Here is a 20,949-nt window from a genome sequence, read left to right as displayed (position 1 = left end):
TATCTCCAGCACCGAAAGTAGACGAGCCAACTGCAACAGCGCCAAAAGCAGAAGAACCAGCGACACCAGCACCAAAATCAGAGGAACCAACGACACCAGCACCGAAAGCAGAGGAACCAACGACACCAGCGCCGAAAGTGGAAGAACCAGCGACACCAGCGCCAAAGGTGGAGGAATCAGTATCTCCAGCGCCAAAATCAGAGGCACCAGTGTCTCCAGCGCCAAAATCAGAGGAGCCAGTAGCACCCGCACCAAAATCAGAGGAACCAACGACACCTGCTCCGAAAGCGGAAGAACCAGCGACACCGGCACCGGTAACCCCAAGCGAAGAAGCACCGGTCACATCAGGCGATACCAATTCCACTGCACAGCCAGCTGGAGAATCAGGTAAATCTGAAACAAAGTCAGAACCTTCTAATACTCCATCTGCGGAAGCTACAAATGATTCAGGTAATGTAGCAACATCAAGTCCGGTAACAGATGGTACTACTTCAAACACAGGGACTACAGAACAACCTGAAACTCCAGCTTCAAAACCAGAAGCAACAATACCCAAAGAGGATAAACTACCAACTAATCAAAATGGAGATACATCAAATCCAGTAGATTCAAAGGATGAAACACCAAATCCGGCTCCGGCACCCAAAGAAGAAACTCCGTCTGAAGAAGTAGCACCTAAAGATGAAAAACTTGAGGGAGCAAAAAAAGATGGAAAAGATGTTATTGAAAAAATTGCGGCTTCAAAACTTAGTGAAATTGAAAAAGTTAAAGATGAAGCAGAAAAAGCTAAGTTAGAAGCTCAATTAAAAGATTTAAAAGAAGCAGGATTAGAAGCGATAAATAATGCTAAAGATCACGATGCAGCAGTAGACGCTACGGATGAATATCAAACTAAGATTGATGAGATTAATGTTCCAGGTGAAGAATTACCAGCACCAAATTATAATAAAGATAATTTAACAAATGGTCGTAATGAGGGTACTACTATTAATGATGGAAGTACAGCAATAGGTCATGGATCAGGTGAAGCTACAGCAACAACTCCAGCACAACCTTCTTCAACTTCAGAAGGGACTTCAAGTTTTAGAAATGCTCCATCAGTTCAAGCAAGAGCAAGAAGAGTAGCACGTTCAACATCAGAACCAGATGGAACTGTAAATATTAGCTATAACTTCGCTGGAATGCCAGATATTCATGGTTTCCTATCTGACCCAGGAGAAGATAACACTGTTACAATTCCTGCTGGAACGAGTGAAGCACAGGCAAAAGAATTAGTAAAAGAAAAAATTCAAGCCAAGATAAAAGACCTAGCTGCTAGAGGGTATTATGTGAAAAATGACATTATTTTTGAACAAGATACTACTGTGAAAAATTATAACTACGTTGTCACATTCACTAAGGAGGCTACAGGAACTTCAGGTTTCAGAATGGCTCCAGCAGTTCAACCACGCGCTAGCAGAAATCGTAGAATTCTAGAACAGCCAGCTCCTCAAAAGGTCAAAGTAAATGTATTTTATAACTTTGATAAAATGAAAGATATTGCAGGTTTCCTAGGAGATATCAATGGAACTTCTCTTGAAATCGCGGAAGGTTTATCAACTGAACAGGTGAAAGCAGCAGTCAAGAGCCAAGTTGATGCCAAGAAAGAGGAATTACGTAAACGTGGTTATACTGTTAAAGAAGACTATCTCTCTAAAAATAATGGAAAAGATTATAACTACGTTGTCACATTCACTAAGGAGGCTACAGGAACTTCAGGTTTCAGAATGGCTCCAGCAGTTCAACCGCGCGCTAGCAGAAATCGTAGAAGTCTAGAACAGCCAGCTCCTCAAAAGGTCAAAGTAAATGTATTTTATAACTTTGATAAAATGAAAGATATTGCAGGTTTCCTAGGAGATATCAATGGAACTTCTCTTGAAATCGCGGAAGGTTTATCAACTGAACAGGTGAAAGCAGCAGTCAAGAGCCAAGTTGATGCTAAGAAAGAAGAGTTGAGCAAACGCGGCTATACTTTCAAAGAGGACTATGTCTATCAAGCTAATGGGAAAGATTATAACTACGTTGTAACATTTTCAAAAGCAGCTAAATAATTTTCATTCCATAGGGAGTGAAATGTGAGCAGAGAGAGCGATAGGCTCTCTTTGTTTTATCTAGTAGCAAGTTTCTTAAAGACAAAAGGCCAATAAGAGATTATAATAAATAGAGTAGGTATTTATTCTAAGAAAAATAAAAAAGAGAGCAGTTAAAGTATGAAAATTTTAATTGTAGAAGATGAAGAGATGATCCGTGAGGGAGTCAGTGACTATTTGACGGATTGCGGTTATGAAACCATTGAGGCAGCAGACGGTCAAGAAGCCTTAGAAAAATTTTCCAGCTATGAAATAGCCTTGGTTTTACTGGATATCCAGATGCCCAAGCTCAATGGCCTAGAAGTCCTAGCGGAGATTCGTAAAACCAGCCAAGTCCCTGTCTTGATGCTGACCGCCTTTCAGGATGAGGAATACAAGCTGAGCGCCTTTGCCTCTCTGGCAGATGGCTATCTGGAAAAGCCCTTCTCCCTCTCCCTCTTAAAAGTGAGGGTAGACGCGATTTTTAAGCGCTACTACGATACAGGACGAGTCTTCTCCTATAAGGATACCAAGGTGGACTTTGAGAGCTACAGTGCCAGCCTAGCAGGTCAAGAAGTGGCTGTTAATGCTAAAGAGTTGGAAATTTTGGACTATCTGGTGAAAAATGAAGGACGGGCTTTGACCCGATCTCAGATAATTGATGCCGTATGGAAAGCGACAGATGAGGTTCCCTTTGACCGTGTCATTGATGTTTATATCAAGGAGCTGCGGAAAAAGCTAGACTTGGATTGCATCCTCACTGTGCGCAATGTTGGTTATAAATTGGAGCGAAAATGAAACGAACAGGTTTATTTACAAAGATATTTATCTATACCTTCTCGATATTTAGTGTTCTGGTTATCTGCCTTCATTTGGCTATTTATTTTCTTTTTCCTTCTACTTATCTGAGTCATCGTCAGGAAACCATTGGTCAGAAAGCGACAGCCATTGCCCAGTCCCTAGAAGGTAAGGATAGGCAGAGCATCGAGCAAGTGTTAGACTTGTATTCTCAGACTAGTGATATCAAGGGGACCGTCAAGGGCGAGATGACCGAGGACAAGTTAGAAGTAAAGGACAGCCTTCCTCTGGATACAGATCGCCAGACAACCTCTCTTTTTATCGAGGAGCGCGAGGTGAAAACGCAGGACGGTGGTACCATGACTCTCCAGTTTTTAGCGTCCATGGATTTGCAAAAGGAAGCAGAGCAAATCAGTCTCCAGTTTCTTCCCTATACCTTGCTGGCATCCTTTCTGATTTCCCTTTTGGTAGCCTATATCTATGCTCGGACCATTGTTGCCCCGATTTTGGAAATCAAGCGAGTAACTCGTAGAATGATGGAACTGGATGCCCAAGTGCGATTGCGCGTGGATTCTAGGGATGAGATTGGTGATCTCAAGGAACAAATCAATAGCCTCTACCAGCATCTTTTGACTGTCATTGCGGACTTGCATGACAAGAATGAAGCTATTCTCCAGCTTGAAAAGATGAAGGTCGAATTCCTACGAGGGGCTTCTCATGAATTGAAAACACCACTGGCTAGTTTGAAAATCTTGATCGAAAACATGAAAGAAAATGTTGGTCGTTATAAGGATAGAGACCACTATCTGGGAGTTGCCTTAGGGATTGTGGATGAACTCAATCACCATGTTCTGCAGATACTTTCCCTCTCGTCTGTGCAGGAATTGAGAGATGATAGGGAACAAATTGACCTATACCAGATGACGCAAAGTCTAGTTAAGGATTATGCTTTACTAGCCAAGGAAAGAGAACTCCAGATAGACAATAGTTTAACCCATCAGCAGGCTTATCTAAACCCATCAGTTATGAAGTTGATTCTTTCTAACCTTATCAGCAATGCCATCAAGCACTCTGTTCCAGGTGGCTTGGTTCGCATTGGCGAAAGAGAAGGAGAACTCTTTATCGAGAATAGTTGTAGTCCTGAAGAACAAGAAAAACTGGCCCAGTCTTTTTCTGATAATGCTAGTCGTAAGGCCAAGGGGTCTGGGATGGGGCTCTTTGTGGTCAAGAGTCTATTAGAACATGAAAAATTACCCTATCATTTCGAGATGGAGGATAATCGTTTAACCTTCTTCATAGCTTTTCCAAAAGTCACCTAAGATTAGGGAGAGAAAGGGCTTACATAGATGAAGCTAGAAGAAATTCAATCGAAACTGCGGGAAAAACTAGATTTTTTTGTCAAAAAGTGATAAAATGAACAATGTAAATGGGATGACCCATAAAAATATACAGGAGGCCTGATAAAATGGCAATCGTTTCAGCAGAAAAATTTGTCCAAGCAGCTCGTGACAACGGTTATGCAGTTGGTGGATTTAACACAAACAACCTTGAGTGGACTCAAGCTATCTTGCGCGCAGCAGAAGCTAAAAAAGCTCCAGTTTTGATCCAAACTTCAATGGGTGCTGCTAAATACATGGGTGGTTACAAAGTTGCTCGCAACTTGATCGCTAACCTTGTTGAATCAATGGGTATCACTGTACCAGTAGCTATCCACCTTGACCACGGTCACTACGAAGATGCACTTGAGTGTATCCGAGTTGGTTATACTTCAGTTATGTTTGACGGTTCACACCTTCCAGTTGAAGAAAACCTTGAAAAAGCTCGTAAAGTTGTAGAATTTGCTCATGCAAATGGTGTATCAGTGGAAGCTGAAGTTGGTACTATCGGTGGTGAAGAAGACGGAATCATCGGTGATGGTGAATTGGCTCCAATCGAAGACGCTAAAGCAATGGTTGAAACTGGTATCGACTTCTTGGCAGCTGGTATCGGTAACATCCACGGTCCTTACCCAGCAAACTGGAAAGGTCTTCACCTTGATCACTTGCAAAAATTGACTGAAGCTGTTCCAGGATTCCCAATCGTATTGCACGGTGGATCAGGTATTCCTGATGAGCAAATCCAAGAAGCTATCAAACTTGGTGTTGCGAAAGTTAACGTTAACACAGAATGCCAAATCGCATTCGCTAACGCAACTCGTAAATTTGCTCGTGACTACGAAGCCAACGAAGCAGAATACGACAAGAAAAAACTCTTCGACCCACGTAAATTCTTGGCTGACGGTGTAAAAGCTATCCAAGCATCAGTTGAAGAACGTATCGACGTATTCGGTTCAGAAGGTAAAGCTTAATCTAGCTGAATAATACAGAAAGAACCTGCCCATTGGGCAGGTTTTTTGGTGTTTTAAGGAAACTATTAAGGCAGAATTTTTGATTAAAAGTATTATTTTAAGAGAAAAATTTTCAATTTCATAAACTTTAAGCAAACGCTTGCATTCTGATTTTTATTGGACTATAATAGGTTGGTATAAAGCCTTTTGTAGTAATAAAATGTAGAAGGTGTAGAAAGTAAGGATTTAGAATACTTGTAGTCAAAAGACAATGTTGCTATTCCTTACATAGGGAGATAGATATGGCAATGATAGAAGTGGAACATCTTCAGAAAAATTTTGTGAAGACTGTTAAGGAACCGGGCTTGAAGGGGGCTTTGCGCTCCTTTATTCATCCTGAAAAGCAGACCTTTGAAGCGGTAAAAGATTTGACCTTTGAGGTTCCCAAGGGGCAGATTTTAGGCTTTATCGGTGCTAATGGTGCCGGGAAGTCGACAACCATTAAAATGCTGACCGGGATTTTGAAACCGACATCTGGTTTTTGTCGGATTAACGGCAAGATTCCTCAGGATAATCGTCAAGATTATGTCAAGGATATTGGAGTGGTTTTTGGACAACGCACCCAGCTATGGTGGGATTTGGCGCTGCAAGAGACCTACACGGTCTTGAAGGAGATTTACGATGTGCCAGACTCGCTCTTTCATAAGCGTATGGACTTTTTGAATGAAGTCTTGGATTTGAAGGACTTTATCAAGGATCCCGTGAGGACTCTTTCACTAGGGCAGCGCATGCGGGCGGACATTGCAGCTTCCTTGCTTCACAATCCCAAGGTTCTTTTCTTAGATGAGCCGACCATTGGCCTGGACGTTTCGGTCAAGGATAATATTCGTCGGGCTATTACCCAAATCAATCAGGAGGAAGAAACTACTATTCTCTTGACCACTCATGATCTGAGTGATATTGAGCAACTTTGTGATCGGATTTTTATGATTGACAAGGGGCAGGAGATTTTTGATGGAACGGTTAGCCAGCTTAAGGAAACCTTTGGCAAGATGAAGACGCTCTCCTTTGAACTGCTACCAGGTCAAAGTCATCTCCTTTCTCACTATGAAGGCTTTTCGGATATGACAATTGATAGACAAGGGAATAGTCTCAACATTGAATTCGATAGTTCACGCTACCAGACAGCTGACATTATCAAGCAAACCCTGTCTGATTTTGAAATCCGCGATTTGAAGATGGTGGATACGGATATTGAAGATATTATCCGTCGCTTCTATCGAAAGGAGCTATAAGATGGTCAAATTGTGGAGACGTTATAAACCCTTTATCAATGCAGGTGTTCAGGAGTTGATTACCTATCGAGTCAACTTTATTCTTTATCGGATTGGGGATGTCATGGGGGCTTTTGTGGCCTTTTATCTCTGGAAGGCAGTCTTTGATTCCTCCCAGGAGTCTTTGATTCAGGGCTTTAGTATGGCAGATATCACCCTCTATATCATCATGAGTTTTGTGACTAATCTTTTGACCAGATCTGATAGCTCCTTTATGATCGGGGAGGAGGTCAAGGATGGTTCTATTATCATGCGCTTATTGAGACCAGTGCATTTTGCGGCATCTTACCTTTTTACAGAGCTTGGCTCCAAGTGGTTGATTTTTATATCTGTTGGACTGCCATTTTTAAGTGTCATTGTTTTGATGAAAATTTTATCTGGGCAAGGAATTGTAGAAGTGCTGGGATTAACTGTCCTTTATCTCTTTAGCTTAACGATTGCCTATCTGATTAACTTTTTCTTTAATATCTGCTTTGGATTTTCTGCCTTTGTGTTTAAAAATCTATGGGGTTCCAATCTACTTAAGACTTCAATAGTGGCCTTTATGTCTGGAAGTTTGATTCCCTTAGCTTTCTTTCCAAAGGTTGTTTCAGACATTCTGTCCTTCCTGCCTTTTTCATCCTTGATTTATACTCCGGTCATGATCATTGTTGGGAAATACGATGCCAGTCAGATGATTCAGGCGCTCGCTTTGCAGTTTTTCTGGCTCTTAGTGATGGTGGGTTTGTCTCAGTTGATTTGGAAACGAGTCCAGTCATTTATCACCATTCAAGGAGGTTAGTATGAAAAAATATCAACGCATGCATCTGATTTTTATCAGACAATACATTAAGCAAATCATGGAATACAAGGTGGATTTTGTAGTTGGTGTGTTAGGAGTCTTTCTGACTCAAGGATTGAACCTCTTGTTTCTCAATGTCATCTTTCAACATATTCCATCCCTAGAAGGTTGGACTTTTCAAGAAATTGCCTTTATCTATGGTTTTTCTTTGATTCCCAAGGGTTTGGACCATCTCTTTTTTGACAATCTCTGGGCTCTGGGACAGCGCTTAGTGCGAAAAGGGGAGTTTGACAAGTATCTGACTCGTCCCATCAATCCTCTCTTTCACATCTTAGTTGAGACCTTTCAGATTGATGCCTTGGGAGAACTCTTGGTCGGTGGTATTTTACTGGGAACAACAGTGACTAGCATTTCTTGGACTCTTCCAAAATTCCTACTTTTCCTAGTCTGCATACCATTTGCGACCTTGATTTATACTTCCTTGAAAATTGCGACAGCCAGCATCGCTTTTTGGACCAAGCAGTCAGGCGCCATGATTTACATTTTTTATATGTTTAATGATTTTGCCAAGTATCCCATTTCCATTTACAATTCAGTCCTTCGCTGGTTGATTAGCTTTATAGTGCCTTTCGCTTTTACGGCCTACTATCCTGCTAGCTATTTCTTGCAGGACAAGGATGTTATCTTTAACATTGGTGGTTTGATGTTGATTTCCCTTGTTTTCTTTGTCATTTCCCTTAAACTTTGGGATAGGGGCTTAGATTCCTACGAAAGTGCAGGTTCTTAAGTTGAATACTATCAAAGCCTTGTCTCAGGACAGGCTTTTTTTAATAGAGATGAAAATTTCTTGACAACTATTCTTAGAGTGCTATACTGTAAGTGTAATCGCCGATTTAGCTCAGTTGGTAGAGCAAGGCACTCGTAAAGCCTAGGTCACAGGTTCAACCCCTGCAATCGGCAAAGAGAAGAAACTCATTCTACTGGGTTTCTTTTTTTCTTAATTATTGAACCATTTAGACCGAGATAGAGACCAGATAGACAAAAGAGCTTGTTCTTGAAACTGACCTCTGCTATAATGATTTTTGTAAGGGACGTGAGGCGTCACTATCAGATAACTCAAGTTCATAAAAAAGAAATCGGAGATAAAGAAATGAAAAAATTATTGGGGATTGTATTTTTAGTAGCAGCAGCGACAGTAGTGTATTTTGGTTCTGTTGGATGGCCAAGTTTGGATGTCAACCTCTGGTCATTGATTCCGGTAGGGCTGTTCCTATTTTTCACTCTAGAGAATCTTTTGAAAAAAGACTACAAGGCTAGTCTGATGTGTTTGATTATTGCCTTTATTATTGCCAATGCAATTTTGGACCTTTTACCAATTTCAAGTGGCTTGGTAATTGGAGCGGGCGTACTAGCTTGCATTGGTATTGGATTTATCTTTCCTGATAAAGAAGGAAAATAAGATTTTTCAAATAGCGATGTGACATAATATAGCTGGATATTAACGTTTAGGAATAGGATAAATTTAACTAATATTAATAAACCAAACTAAGAATTAAGAGTGAACGAAATCAGGAAAAAACTGAAATATTCGTTTGCTCTTTTTGTATGTTTAAATCTTTAAGAAAGATTTTTTCTGTTTGGGATAATAAAAAACTATTCCGTCTTAAAATTTTAAAGAAAGTCGGATATCATTTTTATTATAATAAATTCAACTTCAATACTTTTTAAAAACTCTCCAATTTTTATAAAAAACAATCAAAACTATTGTTCTTATATGTATAAGGTTGACAAATTTTTTATTGGTTATAAAATCGTATTATAAGATAATTATAATAAGTAGATTGCTCTCAGATAAAATGAAAGCGGTTACTAAAAGGAGGATTACATGCAAAAAGGTAATTGGAACAAAAAAAGAGTGTATAGTATTCGAAAATTTTCAGTCGGTGCTTGTTCGGTGCTTATAGGGACATGTGCTCTATTATTAGGGGCAAGCGTTAGTCTATCTTCTTCGGTATATGCCAACGAAAATACTGAAGAAATTGTGTCAACAAATAGGACTGAGCACCAGTCTGAAAACCTGAAAACTACTGGACTCTCAAGTGAACATAAAGCTGAAGGTGTTGCGACTGAAAAAGTAAGTGAAGAGCCTGCTAAAGCTGAAAATGTATCTTTAAAGGAAAATGCGGATGGTAGTGATGCAGTAGTAAAACCTCATGCAGATCAACCTTTAGTTTCAGTTGCCAATAATCAATCAGTTCCTTTAGAAGAAGGTAAGGCTGAAGTCGAAAACAAAACAGAAGAAAGGAACAAGCCTGAGGATAGCAATAAGCTTGAAGAAACAAATAAGACTGAGGTAACGGATAAATCTGAAGATAAAAATAAATCTGAGGATAAGAAGAAATCTGAAGAAACAAATAAAGCAGAATCACAAGATCGTTCTGTTTCAAAAGATAAGCAAGAATTCAAATCTGCTACGAATGAAGTAGTTGATAAGTTAATTGAAGATAGAAACATTTCCTTCAACCAGAATTGGCACTTTAAACTAAATGCCAATGCAAAGGAAGCTGTAAAACCAGACGCAGATATTTCTTCATGGAAAAAAATGGATCTTCCTCATGACTGGAGTATTCATTTTGATTTTGACCATGATTCACCAGCTCAAAACGAAGGCGGTCAATTGAATGGTGGAGATGGCTGGTATCGGAAAACCTTTAAGTTAGACGAAAAGGACTTGAATAAAGATGTTCGTGTAACCTTTGATGGTGTTTACATGGATTCACAAGTATTCGTCAACGGCCAACTAGTTGGTCACTATCCAAATGGTTACAATCAATTTTCATATGATATTAGTAACTATCTCCATAAAGATGGGCGAGAAAATGTCATTTCTGTTCATGCAGTTAATAAGCAACCAAGTAGTAGATGGTATTCAGGAAGTGGTATCTATCGAGACGTATCATTGCAGGTAACAGACAAGATTCATGTTGAAAAGAATGGGACAACTATTCTAACTCCAAAACTAGAAAGTCAACAAGGAGGAAAAGTTGAAACTCAAGTAAGCAGTAAAATTGTTAATACAGACAATAAAGACCATGAAATTGTAGCAGAGTATCAAATTTTTGAACGAGGTGGGAAGGCAGTTACAGAACTTGTTCGAACTGAGAGTAAAACTCTAAAAGCTAAGGAAACCATTCATTTGGATTCAGCATTAGAGGTTGAAAAACCAAAATTGTGGACAGTGTCATCTGACAAACCTGCTTTATATGAGATGGTAACTCGTGTTTACAAAGATGGTCAGCTTGTAGATGCAAAGAAAGATTTATTTGGTTATCGCTACTATAACTGGACTCCAGACCAAGGGTTCTCTTTAAATGGTGAACACATCAAGTTCCACGGTGTTTCATTGCACCATGATCATGGAGCGCTAGGAGCAGAAGAAAACTATAAGGCTGAATATCGTCGTCTGAAACAAATGAAGGAAATGGGAGTGAATTCGATTCGTACGACTCACAACCCAGCAAGTCCTCAGACCTTGCAGATTGCAGCTGAGCTCGGTTTGCTTGTTCAAGAAGAAGCTTTTGATACTTGGTATGGAGGTAAGAAACCATACGACTATGGTCGTTTCTTTGAAAAAGATGCTACCCACCCTGAAGCAAGAAAAGGTGAAAAATGGTCCGACTACGATCTTCGAACAATGGTAGAAAGAGATAAAAACAATCCTGCTGTTGTCATGTGGTCTATTGGTAATGAAATCGGTGAAGCAGATGGGAAAGCCCATTCTCTTGCAACTGTCAAACGCTTGGTGAAAGTGATTAAATCTGTCGATAATACACGTTATGTAACCATGGGAGCTGATAAATTCCGTTTCGGAGATGGAACTGGAGATCATGAAAAGATCGCAGATGAACTAGATGCAGTTGGCTTGAATTACTCTGAAGAAAATTATCAAACTCTTCATGCAAAACATCCGAAATGGCTCATTTATGGTTCAGAAACGTCTTCAGCAACTCGTACAAGAGGAAGTTATTTCCATCCAGAGAGTGAGTGGGTAGGAAGTAACCAATATTGGCGTAATTACGAACAATCCGATTATGGTAATGATCGTGTTGGTTGGGGTAAAACTGCTACAGCATCATGGACCTTTGATAGAGATCATCCAGGATATGCTGGACAATTCATTTGGACCGGTACGGATTATATTGGTGAACCAACACCATGGCACAATCAAAATAGTACACCGGTAAAAAGTTCCTACTTTGGTATTGTTGATACCGCAGGTATTCCAAAAAATGACTATTATCTCTACCAAAGTCAGTGGGTTTCTGCCAAGAAAAAACCAATGGTTCATTTACTGCCTCACTGGAACTGGGAAAAGACTGAATTGGCCGACAATGTTGCAGATGCTGAAAATCGAATCCCAGTTAGAGCTTATTCCAATGCTGCTAGTGTTGAATTGTTCTTAAATAATGAGTCACTAGGTCTTAAAAAATTCAACAAAAAACAAACAAGTGACGGTCGTACATATCAAGAAGGTGAAAATCCTCAAGAGCTATACTTGGAGTGGAAAGTCGCTTATAAACCAGGAACTTTGGAAGCGGTAGCTCGAGATGAGTCTGGCAAGGAAATTGCTCGTGATAAGATTGTAACTGCTGGTGAACCTGCAGGTGTCCGTTTGGTTAAGGAAGAAAATGCAATCGCTGCAGATGGAAAAGATTTGACTTATATCTATTATGAAATTGTAGATAGTAAGGGAAATGTTGTGCCAACTGCTAACAATCTAGTTCACTTCCAACTTCATGGACAAGGTCAACTGGTTGGTGTGGATAATGGTGAGCAAGCTAGTCGTGAACGTTATAAAGAACAAGCAGATGGTTCTTGGATTCGTAGAGCCTTTAATGGTAAAGGGGTAGCGATTGTTAAATCGACTGATCAAGCAGGTAAATTTACCCTTACAGCATATTCAGGCTTGTTGAAATCAGATCAAGTTACAGTTTTTACAGGTAAGTCAGACAAGTCAGAAAAAACTGTTTTAGGAACAGAAATACCAAAAGTTCGGACAGTTTTAGGTCAAAAACTTAAAATGCCTCAGACAGTGCCATTTGTCTATAGTGATGGTAGTCGTGAAAAACGTCCTGTAACCTGGTCTAAAGCAGATGTCAGTCAAGCTGGAACTGTAACTGTAAAAGGTGTGTCTGATGGGCGTGAAGTTGAGGCTCGTGTTGAAGTTCTTACAATTGCGAATGAACTTCCAGCTGTTAAACGCATGGCACCTGGAACAGACTTGAGCTCTGTGGATAAACTTGTTTCACTTGTTTCATCAGATGGTCGTATTCACAATTACGAAGTTGAAAATTGGGAAATTTCACCAGAAGATCAAGAGAAGTTGTCTACTCCAGGGGCACATATCCAGATGACTAGCCAATTGGGAGATAGAACTATCCACGCTACTTTGATAGTTGATGATGGTAAGGAATTATCTCAAGTTACACCAACTATAGCAGTAGGTGGTGGAAGTGTTACGGAACTTTCAAAAGAGCATCCTGTACATTATCATAAACTTTCTTATGGTGCAAAAATTCCAGAAGTCAGTGCTAGTGCAGAAAATGCCGATGTGAACGTGATTCAGGCAAATGAGTCCAATGGAATGCGTGCTAGTATCTATGTTCAACCTAAAGATGGTGGACAATTACAAACTTATGCAGTTCAGTTCCTTGTTGATTCTCCACAAATTGAAAGCTTGAGTCTCAGAGTGGATCAAGCTACTAGTCTCAAAGAAGATCAAACTGTTAAAATGACAGTTTTAGCCCGTTATCAGGATGGAACTGAAGCTGTTTTACCAACCGATAAGGTGACTTTCTCAAGCCAAGGCGAGGGAGGAGTCTCTGTTAATAAGGGAATGCTAGAGTTGCATAAACCGGGTAGTCTCACTTTACAAGCTCAATATGAAGGTGCAAAAGGAGAACTTCCTCTAACGATTGCAGCAAATACTGAAGAGAAAGTTGTCCAGGCTATTCGTCCAGTTAACCTTGTGACAGATTTGCACCAAACACCAAATCTTCCATCTACAGTAACAGTTGAGTACGATAAAGGATTTCCAAAAGTTCATAAGGTGGTTTGGGATACGATTCCATCTGAAAAATTAAATTACTATCATACTTTTGAAGTTCTTGGTAAGGTTGAAGGATTGAATCAAGAAGCGCGTGCGACAGTATCAGTAGAAGGAATTGTAAAAGTTGAAGATGTGAGCATCACAACACCAATTGCTGAAGCACCAAGCTTGCCAGAGAGTGTCCGTACTTATTATTCAAATGGCCAAGTATCTTCAGCTAAGGTGGCTTGGGATACTATTGATGCAAGCCAGTATGCAAAAGAGGGAATCTTTACTGTAACAGGTCGTGTGGAAGGAACACAGCTGACAACGAAATTACATGTTCGTGTATCCAATCAAACAGAAATTGGCAATAATATTTCAGACCAATGGACAGGTTCAGAATTACCACTTGCCTTTGCATCAGATTCTCATTCTTATGACCCAGTATCTAATGTAAATGATAAAGTTATTTCTTATGGTGATCAGCCTGCAAATCGTTGGTCAAACTGGAAACGTTCTGAAGAAGCTTCAGTAGGGGTACTCTTTGGAGATTCAGGTATTTTGACAAAACGTTCGGTCGATAACTTGAATGTAGCCTTTTATGAAGATAGCGGTGTAGGTGCTCCAAAATCTTACGTCATTGAGTATTATGTGGGTGAAAAAGTTCCAACTGCACCGAAGAATCCTGGTTATGTAGAGGGTGAAAACCACGTATTTAATGACAGTAAAAATTGGAAACCAGTCACAAATCTTAAGGCTCCAGATCAGTTAAAAGCAGGAGAAATGAATCATTTCAGTTTTGACAAGGTGGATACCTACGCGGTACGTATTCGCATGACCAGAGCTGACGATAAACTTGGAACATCCATTACAGAATTACAAGTTTTCTCTAAAAAGGTAGCACCAGCTAAAGAGGCAACTACTAACATTAAGGTGGCTGGAAAAGATCTTCCTCACTTTAATCCAGACTTAACAGATTACTATTTAGACTATAGTGATGGAAAAATTCCAGAAGTAACAGCTAGTATCACAAATAATGGACTGGCTACAGTAGTTCCTAGTGTGAAAGAAGGCGATCCTGTCCGTGTTATTGTGAAAGCAGAAAATGGCGATATTCTTGGAGAATACAATCTTCACTTTACAAAAGATAAAGACTTGTTGGCTCGTAAACCAATTGCGGCTGCTAAACAGTCTCAATTGTTGCAACTGGGTCAACCTTTGGAATTGCCAAATAAGGTTCCAGTTTATTTCGCAGGTAAGAGCGGTTATGACGTAAAAGATTTGGCAGTTGAATGGGAAAAAGTCCCTGCTTCTACCTTAAACAAAGCTGGGGAATATACAATTAAAGGTCATGTAGTTGGTAGTGAAGTCCCAGTAGAATTATCTGTTCGAGTAACGGACAAGGTCGGTAGATCTCTTTCTGATAATCCAGATTATCTTGCTACTCATAGTCAGGCTTTTGCTTCAGCTACTAATGATTTGGATGATAATTCGAACGACCGTGTAGACTATTTAAATGATAATGACCGAAATCAAGACAACCGTTGGACAAACTGGTCAGCTAATCCATCAGCTAATCCAGAAGTATCAGTTGGTGTTATCTTTAAAAAGAATGGTAAAATTGTGGATAGAAAGGTTTCACAAGCTAAACTAAACTTCTTTGCAGATAGTGGAACAGATGCCCCAGCTAAACTCGTATTGGAACGATACATCGGTCCTGACTTTGATGTTCCGGTTTACTATTCAAACTACAGCTACGAATCAAATCATCCATTTAATAACCCTGATAATTGGGAACTTGTTCCTTATTACGCAGACAAAGAAATTCAAGCTGGAGACGAGATCAATGTGACATTTAAACCTGTGACTACCAAAGCTATGAGATGGCGCATGGATAGAAAAGCAGATAAAAATGGGGTTGCTTTAACTGAATTAAGTTTCCGAGCACCAAGTGAGCTTGCAAAAGAGAGCACAGAGGGAAGAATTTTAGTAGATGGTAAAGAGCTTCCTGACTTCTCTGAAAATCGTTTGGACTATGAATTGATTTATAAAGGGGAACGTCCAAAAATCACTGTAGAAGGGAAAGATCAAGTCACATCTACAATTGTGGATAGTGGAAATGAAAATCTTCCTGTATTAGTCCGTCTGGTATCAGAGAGTGGTAAGAATGTCAAAGAATACCGAATTAAATTGACTAAGGAAAAAGTGATAGATGGAAAACTTGTAGCTCCTGCTCAATATGACTTGCCTAGTCTTGAAGTGGTAGACAAAGAATTAAACTTCCAAACTCTTGAACAAAAAGACGATACTCTGCTTGAAGGAGAAGTTCGCCTATTGCAAGAAGGTAAAGTTGGTAAGGAACGTATCTATACAGAAGTAACGACTGATGGCAAGCACGAAGAAAAATCACGTGAGATTCTGGAAGAACCTGTAAATAGAATTCTTTTGGTAGGTACTAGGAAGAAAACAAGTAACATTGAGACACCTGCGGGTGGACATCAAGACAATGGTAGCAGTCAACCTACGGAACAAAAACCAGGAGCAAATCCGAATTCAAATATTGCCAATCCAAATCCATCAAATTATGGTGTGGCAAGTAACAGTTCAGATTTTAAAAATCATCTATCAGTTGCTCCGAACATTGTGATACAAGCTCCTACTCAGGAAAGCAAAAAACCTGGATGGAACAAGGAAGATGGGAAATGGTATTATCGTCAACAAAATGGAGACTTGGCTAAGGGTTGGGTCAAGGATGGAGACACTTGGTATTACTTTGATCAAACAGGAAAAATGGAAACTGGCTGGATAAAAGACCAATCAGGTACATGGTATTACTTGAATCAATCAGGGGCTATGTCATCTAATGAGTGGATTTTGGACCAAGCTGGTAAGTGGTACTATGTTGATGTATCGGGTTCGATGAAGACAAGTCAATGGTTCCAAGTTGGAGACAAATGGTATTATGTTGATGAAAATGGAGCTCTTGCTGTCAATACAGTAACTCCGGATGGTTATCAAGTAAATGAAAACGGTGAGTGGGTCGGATAAGATTGATTTGAGGAATGTAACTTTCTCATTAAGATTTATTCTGTGCAGTGTTCCCAAGTGAAACAAGAGAAGTATCGCTTGGGAACTATCTACTCGAACGATTTTTAAACCAGAAAAAAGGATTTAACCCATGTCGAATGGGTTAAATCCTTTATTTTTTATGTCTCATATAAGATTCAGCTAGAGGGCCATCAATTCAACAATCATCTCGATATACATGACAAGGGTTAATAAGAATCCTGCACGCCAGAAGAATTTGATGAATTTAGGATAGTAAAAGCTGCGTTTTTTCAAAAGGAAGAAAAAAACGAGAATAATGGCTAGGAGTGAGAGTGCTAGGCCTAGTCTAGGGAGGAAATTATGGGTAAAGGTTTTAGCTGTAATAAGGTAATATTCAAATACCAAGACTGGAAAAGCCAAATCCGCAAAGTTTCGTCCTAGTTTTTTTAATCTAAAAAGTTTGGTTATGATAATGCAGACTACTAAGGTCAGTATCAATAATAAAATAGATGCTAATTTCATTAAAATCATACCCATATTGTATCATAAAAAATCGCTAATGGAAACGAGAAACAGAGGAATTTATAGGAAAGTCAGGCTTTTGAGATTGTAGATGTTTTTTGTTATAATGAAAGTTATGAAATCTTATAACACCTTGAATGATTATTATCGAAAACTCTTTGGAGAAAAGACCTTTAAAGTCCCGATTGATGCGGGATTTGACTGTCCCAATCGTGATGGAACTGTGGCTCATGGAGGCTGTACTTTTTGTACGGTTTCAGGTTCTGGAGATGCTATTGTAGCACCAGATGCGCCTATCCGTGAGCAATTTTATAAGGAAATTGACTTTATGCACCGCAAGTGGCCAGATGTTCAGAAGTATCTGGTTTATTTTCAAAATTTTACCAACACCCATGAAAAGGTTGAAGTTATTCGAGAGCGCTATGAGCAGGCTATCAACGAGCCAGGTGTGGTAGGAATCAATATTGGAACGCGCCCAGACTGTTTACCCGACGAAACCATCGAATATTTGGCTGAGTTGTCAGAGCGTATGCATGTGACGGTTGAATTGGGCTTGCAGACCACTTATGAGGCAACCTCTGATCTGATTAACCGTGCCCACTCCTATGAATTGTACGTGGAGACGGTCAAGCGTTTGAGAAAATATCCCAAGATTGAGATTGTTTCTCATTTGATCAACGGACTTCCTGGTGAAACCCATGAGATGATGATTGAAAATGTCCGCCGTTGTGTCACGGATAACGATATTCAAGGGATTAAACTGCACTTGCTTCACCTGATGACCAATACTCGTATGCAACGGGACTACCACGAGGGACGTTTGCAACTGATGAGTCAGGACGAATATGTCAAGGTCATCTGTGACCAACTGGAAATCATTCCCAAGCATATCGTCATCCATCGAATCACAGGAGATGCACCTAGAGATATGCTGATTGGGCCTATGTGGAGCCTCAATAAGTGGGAAGTGCTCAACAGCATTGAGATGGAGATGCGACGTCGTGGAAGTATTCAAGGATGCAAGGCTGTAAAACAGGAGTTTGAAAATGAAAAGACCACTTGAGATGGCACATGATTTTTTGGTTGAGGTAGTGACAAAAGAGGATATCGTAGTGGATGCGACCATGGGTAATGGTCATGACACGATTTTTTTAGCGAAACTAGCTAAGCAAGTCTATGCCTTTGATATTCAGGAGCAAGCCTTGGAAAAGACCCAAGAGCGTTTGGACCAAGCTGGAATGACAAATGCCCAGTTAATCTTGCAAGGCCATGAGACACTGGACCAGTTTGTGACAGAAGCCAAGGCAGGGATTTTTAATCTGGGCTATTTGCCATCAGCTGATAAGTCAGTCATTACCCAACCTCAGACAACGATTGAAGCATTAGAAAAGCTGTGTCATTTGCTTGTCAAAGGTGGACGGATTGCTATCATGATCTATTATGGTCATGAAGGAGGCGATCTAGAGAGGGATGCTGTCTTGGATTTTGTCAGCCAGTTGAACCAACAAGAGTACACAGCTGCCATTTACCGAACCCTGAACCAAGTCAACAACCCACCGTTTTTAGTGATGATTGAAAAATTAGAGAGATATAGACATGGATAAACAATACCTACGTGAAAAGCTGGATGCCATGCGCCAGAATTTTGTTGAATCAACCCACCACGAACGAGCAGTAGGTGTGTTAGACCAAGCGCATATGAGCAAAAAAATGCTTAAAATCAAGAAAAAATTAGTTGCTCTTGAAATGGAACGGTGCCAGAGAAAAATTGAGCACAAGGATTGTTCCAAGATTGATCAAAAAATCAAAGAGCAGAAGGAGATATTTGAATCCTGTTGTAAAAAAAATTAAGGAGGAAGTCCGTGGAATTACTGATTTACCTTATCCTATTTTTACTGGTCTTGATTGTCTCAAGTACAACCAATAAGCTCCTGCCCTTTTTGCCTCTCCCTTTGGTGCAGATTCTTTTGGGAATCGTGATTGGTCTTTTTTTACCCAATACCGACTTTCACCTCAATACGGAGTTGTTTTTGGCACTGGTTATCGGGCCCTTGATTTTCCGAGAGTCGGAGGAAGCAGATATTACGGCTATTTTAAAACACTGGCGAATCATTGTTTATCTCATATTTCCAGTGATTTTCATCTCGACCCTGAGTTTGGGTGGCTTGTCCCATCTTCTTTGGCTCAGTCTTCCCTTGGCGGCTTGCTTGGCTGTTGGGGCGGCACTTGGCCCTACGGACTTGGTAGCCTTTGCCTCTCTTTCGGAGCGGTTTAGCTTTCCTAAGCGCGTGTCCAATATCCTTAAGGGTGAAGGACTCTTGAATGATGCTTCTGGCTTGGTTGCCTTTCAGGTAGCTTTGACAGTTTGGACAACTGGGGCCTTTTCCCTTGGGCAAGCGAGTAGTTCGCTCATCTTTTCAATCCTAGGCGGTTTTTTGATTGGCTTTTTAACAGCCATGACCAACCGTTTCCTCCATAGTTTTTTACTTAGTGTACGAGCAACGGATATTGCCAGCGAACTTTTATTAGAATTGAGTTTGCCCTTGGTAACCTTCTTCCTGGCAGAAGAAGTCCACGTTTCAGGGATTATTGCCGTTGTAGTTGCTGGGATTTTAAAGGCAAGCCGTTTTAAGAAAATTACGCTCCTTGAAGCCCAGGTGGATACGGTGACCGAGACGGTCTGGCATACAGTGAATTTTATGCTAAACGGTTCTGTCTTTGTGATTTTAGGGATGGAGTTGGAAATGATAGCAGAACCTATCTTGACCAATCCAATCTATAATCCCTTACTTTTATTGGTATCTCTTATAGCCCTTACCTTTGTCCTCTTTGCCATTCGTTTTGTCATGATTTATAGCTATTATGCCTATAGGACTAGACGTCTCAAGAAAAAACTGAATAAGTATATGAAGGACATGCTTCTTTTGACTTTCTCAGGTGTTAAGGGAACCGTGTCGATTGCTACGATCCTTCTGATACCAAGTAATCTAGAACAGGAGTATCCTCTCTTGCTTTTCCTTGTCGCAGGTGTGACGCTTGTAAGCTTTTTAACAGGCCTCGTAGTCTTGCCTCATCTTTCTGATGAACAGGAAGAAAGTAAGGACTATCTCATGCATATTGGCATTTTGAATGAAGTAACGATAGAGTTGGAAAAAGAGTTGGAAGATACCAGAAATAAGCTCCCCCTCTATGCAGCCATTGACAATTACCATGGACGAATAGAGAATCTTATCTTGAGTCAAGAAAATAAGGGGGCTCAAGAAGACTGGGAGGCCTTGAAACTTCTTATCCTCAGTATTGAAAGTGATGGTTTAGAACAGGCTTACGAAGAAGGCAAGATGAGTGAGCGTGCTTATCGAGTCTACCAACGTTACTTGAAAAACATGGAGCAAAGTATCAATCGTAAGTTTGCTTCACGTTTGACCTATTATTTCCTTGTTTCCTTGCGGATTTTACGTTTTCTCCTTCACGAAGTCTTTACCTTTGGCAAGACCTTCCGCAGTTGGAAAAATGAAGAATCACAGAAACTCAGAGCCCTTGACTATGATCAAATTGCAGAGCTCTATCTAGAAAATACAGAGATGATTATCGAAAGTCTGGAGAACCTAAAAGGGGTTTATAAGAGTTCTTTGATCAGTTTCATGCAGGATTCTCGTCTCAGAGAAACAGCTATTATCACCAGTGGTGCCTTTGTCGAACGGGTTATCAATCGTGTCAAACCCAACAATATCGATGAAATGCTGAGAGGCTATTATCTGGAGCGCAAGTTGATTTTCGAATACGAAGAAAAACGATTGATTACGACCAAGTATGCCAAGAAGTTACGACAAAATGTAAATAACCTAGAGAACTATTCCTTGAAGGAAGCTGCCAATACCCTGCCTTATGATATGATGGAATTGGTAAGAAGAAATTAATCAAGATTATAAGTGAAGGAGTAT

14 protein-coding genes, 1 tRNA gene and 2 pseudogenes are annotated in these 20,949 nt (G+C 40.1%); 16 read left to right on the top strand and 1 reads right to left on the bottom strand.

Annotated features, from left to right (window positions below; all coding sequences use genetic code 11):
• The 12 genes and pseudogenes from OCF95_RS03405 to OCF95_RS09910 all read left to right on the top strand — a co-directional run.
• The coding region (locus OCF95_RS03405; protein WP_474104219.1) for a DUF1542 domain-containing protein at positions 1-2,090 on the top strand (2,090 nt) is incomplete at its 5' end.
• Between the two features lie 159 nt (positions 2,091-2,249).
• A complete protein-coding gene (vncR, locus tag OCF95_RS03400; protein ID WP_024057458.1) occupies positions 2,250-2,906 on the top strand; it encodes a response regulator transcription factor VncR in 657 nt (218 codons plus the stop codon).
• Positions 2,903-4,225 carry a sensor histidine kinase VncS gene (gene vncS, locus OCF95_RS03395; RefSeq protein ID WP_261066903.1) on the top strand — a complete coding sequence of 441 codons (1,323 nt, stop codon included), beginning with the start codon at positions 2,903-2,905 and terminating at the stop codon, positions 4,223-4,225. The genes vncR and vncS overlap by 4 nt, the downstream gene beginning before the upstream one ends.
• Positions 4,226-4,371: 146 nt before the next feature.
• Positions 4,372-5,253 (top strand): class II fructose-bisphosphate aldolase, encoded by an 882-nt coding sequence (locus OCF95_RS03390; RefSeq protein ID WP_078238253.1) that lies wholly within the window; start codon positions 4,372-4,374, stop codon positions 5,251-5,253.
• 281 nt (positions 5,254-5,534) lie between these two features.
• A complete protein-coding gene (locus OCF95_RS03385; RefSeq protein WP_261104906.1) occupies positions 5,535-6,527 on the top strand; it encodes an ABC transporter ATP-binding protein in 993 nt (330 codons plus the stop codon).
• Position 6,528: 1 nt separating this feature from the next.
• Positions 6,529-7,347, top strand: coding sequence for an ABC transporter permease (locus tag OCF95_RS03380; RefSeq protein WP_261104905.1), 819 nt, complete (start codon positions 6,529-6,531; stop codon positions 7,345-7,347).
• A gap of 1 nt (position 7,348) precedes the next feature.
• Positions 7,349-8,134 (top strand): ABC transporter permease, encoded by a 786-nt coding sequence (locus OCF95_RS03375; protein WP_261104904.1) that lies wholly within the window; start codon positions 7,349-7,351, stop codon positions 8,132-8,134.
• Positions 8,135-8,234: 100 nt separating this feature from the next.
• Positions 8,235-8,307: transfer RNA gene (locus OCF95_RS03370), tRNA-Thr, on the top strand.
• A 190-nt stretch (positions 8,308-8,497) separates the two neighbouring features.
• The gene (locus tag OCF95_RS03365) at positions 8,498-8,806 is read left to right on the top strand and encodes a hypothetical protein (protein WP_261104903.1); all 309 of its coding nucleotides are present in this window, start codon (positions 8,498-8,500) and stop codon (positions 8,804-8,806) included.
• Positions 8,807-9,232: 426 nt separating this feature from the next.
• A pseudogene (locus tag OCF95_RS09915) lies at positions 9,233-9,334 on the top strand (YSIRK-type signal peptide-containing protein); the annotation flags it as partial.
• A gap of 90 nt (positions 9,335-9,424) precedes the next feature.
• Positions 9,425-15,925, top strand: a pseudogene (gene bgaA / locus OCF95_RS03360) (LPXTG-anchored adhesin/beta-galactosidase BgaA); the annotation flags it as partial.
• A gap of 102 nt (positions 15,926-16,027) precedes the next feature.
• Positions 16,028-16,486 (top strand): hypothetical protein, encoded by a 459-nt coding sequence (locus OCF95_RS09910; RefSeq protein ID WP_419991760.1) that lies wholly within the window; start codon positions 16,028-16,030, stop codon positions 16,484-16,486.
• Between the two features lie 180 nt (positions 16,487-16,666).
• Here OCF95_RS09910 and OCF95_RS03355 read toward each other — a convergent pair whose 3' ends face one another.
• Positions 16,667-17,023 carry a DUF3397 family protein gene (locus tag OCF95_RS03355; protein WP_000525400.1) on the bottom strand — a complete coding sequence of 119 codons (357 nt, stop codon included), beginning with the start codon at positions 17,021-17,023 and terminating at the stop codon, positions 16,667-16,669.
• A gap of 91 nt (positions 17,024-17,114) precedes the next feature.
• On the opposite strand from OCF95_RS03355, the gene mnmL reads away from it, so the two are divergent.
• Genes mnmL through OCF95_RS03335 form a run of 4 tightly spaced genes read left to right on the top strand, consistent with a single transcriptional unit; the run spans position 17,115 to position 20,925 of the window.
• Positions 17,115-18,071: a tRNA modification radical SAM protein MnmL/YtqA gene (gene mnmL / locus OCF95_RS03350; protein ID WP_261104910.1), complete on the top strand. Its 957-nt coding sequence runs from the start codon at positions 17,115-17,117 to the stop codon at positions 18,069-18,071.
• The gene (gene mnmM / locus OCF95_RS03345; protein WP_084929739.1) at positions 18,055-18,612 is read left to right on the top strand and encodes a tRNA 5-(aminomethyl)-2-thiouridylate-methyltransferase MnmM; all 558 of its coding nucleotides are present in this window, start codon (positions 18,055-18,057) and stop codon (positions 18,610-18,612) included. Before mnmL ends, mnmM begins: the two co-directional genes overlap by 17 nt.
• A complete protein-coding gene (locus OCF95_RS03340; RefSeq protein ID WP_020902458.1) occupies positions 18,605-18,859 on the top strand; it encodes a hypothetical protein in 255 nt (84 codons plus the stop codon). The genes mnmM and OCF95_RS03340 overlap by 8 nt, the downstream gene beginning before the upstream one ends.
• Positions 18,860-18,870: 11 nt before the next feature.
• Positions 18,871-20,925 (top strand): cation:proton antiporter, encoded by a 2,055-nt coding sequence (locus OCF95_RS03335; RefSeq protein ID WP_261104899.1) that lies wholly within the window; start codon positions 18,871-18,873, stop codon positions 20,923-20,925.
• Positions 20,926-20,949: the final 24 nt, after the last annotated feature.

Origin of the sequence: Streptococcus mitis, assembly GCF_946188615.1 — a bacterium.
In the GTDB taxonomy this organism is placed as follows: Bacteria; Bacillota; Bacilli; order Lactobacillales; family Streptococcaceae; genus Streptococcus; species Streptococcus mitis_BZ.
Note: the sequence above shows the minus strand (reverse complement) of the source record. Positions and strands in the feature narration are given on the sequence as shown.

What these genes read in the sequence shown, in the direction of transcription:
- vncR (WP_024057458.1), top strand. Translation starts at nt 2,250, where the DNA reads ATGAAAATTTTAATTGTAGAAGATGAAGAGATGATCCGTGAGGGAGTC.
- vncS (WP_261066903.1), top strand. Translation starts at nt 2,903, where the DNA reads ATGAAACGAACAGGTTTATTTACAAAGATATTTATCTATACCTTCTCG.
- OCF95_RS03390 (WP_078238253.1), top strand. Translation starts at nt 4,372, where the DNA reads ATGGCAATCGTTTCAGCAGAAAAATTTGTCCAAGCAGCTCGTGACAAC.
- OCF95_RS03385 (WP_261104906.1), top strand. Translation starts at nt 5,535, where the DNA reads ATGGCAATGATAGAAGTGGAACATCTTCAGAAAAATTTTGTGAAGACT.
- OCF95_RS03380 (WP_261104905.1), top strand. Translation starts at nt 6,529, where the DNA reads ATGGTCAAATTGTGGAGACGTTATAAACCCTTTATCAATGCAGGTGTT.
- OCF95_RS03375 (WP_261104904.1), top strand. Translation starts at nt 7,349, where the DNA reads ATGAAAAAATATCAACGCATGCATCTGATTTTTATCAGACAATACATT.
- OCF95_RS03365 (WP_261104903.1), top strand. Translation starts at nt 8,498, where the DNA reads ATGAAAAAATTATTGGGGATTGTATTTTTAGTAGCAGCAGCGACAGTA.
- OCF95_RS03355 (WP_000525400.1), bottom strand. Translation starts at nt 17,023, where the DNA reads ATGGGTATGATTTTAATGAAATTAGCATCTATTTTATTATTGATACTG.
- mnmL (WP_261104910.1), top strand. Translation starts at nt 17,115, where the DNA reads ATGAAAGTTATGAAATCTTATAACACCTTGAATGATTATTATCGAAAA.
- mnmM (WP_084929739.1), top strand. Translation starts at nt 18,055, where the DNA reads ATGAAAAGACCACTTGAGATGGCACATGATTTTTTGGTTGAGGTAGTG.
- OCF95_RS03340 (WP_020902458.1), top strand. Translation starts at nt 18,605, where the DNA reads ATGGATAAACAATACCTACGTGAAAAGCTGGATGCCATGCGCCAGAAT.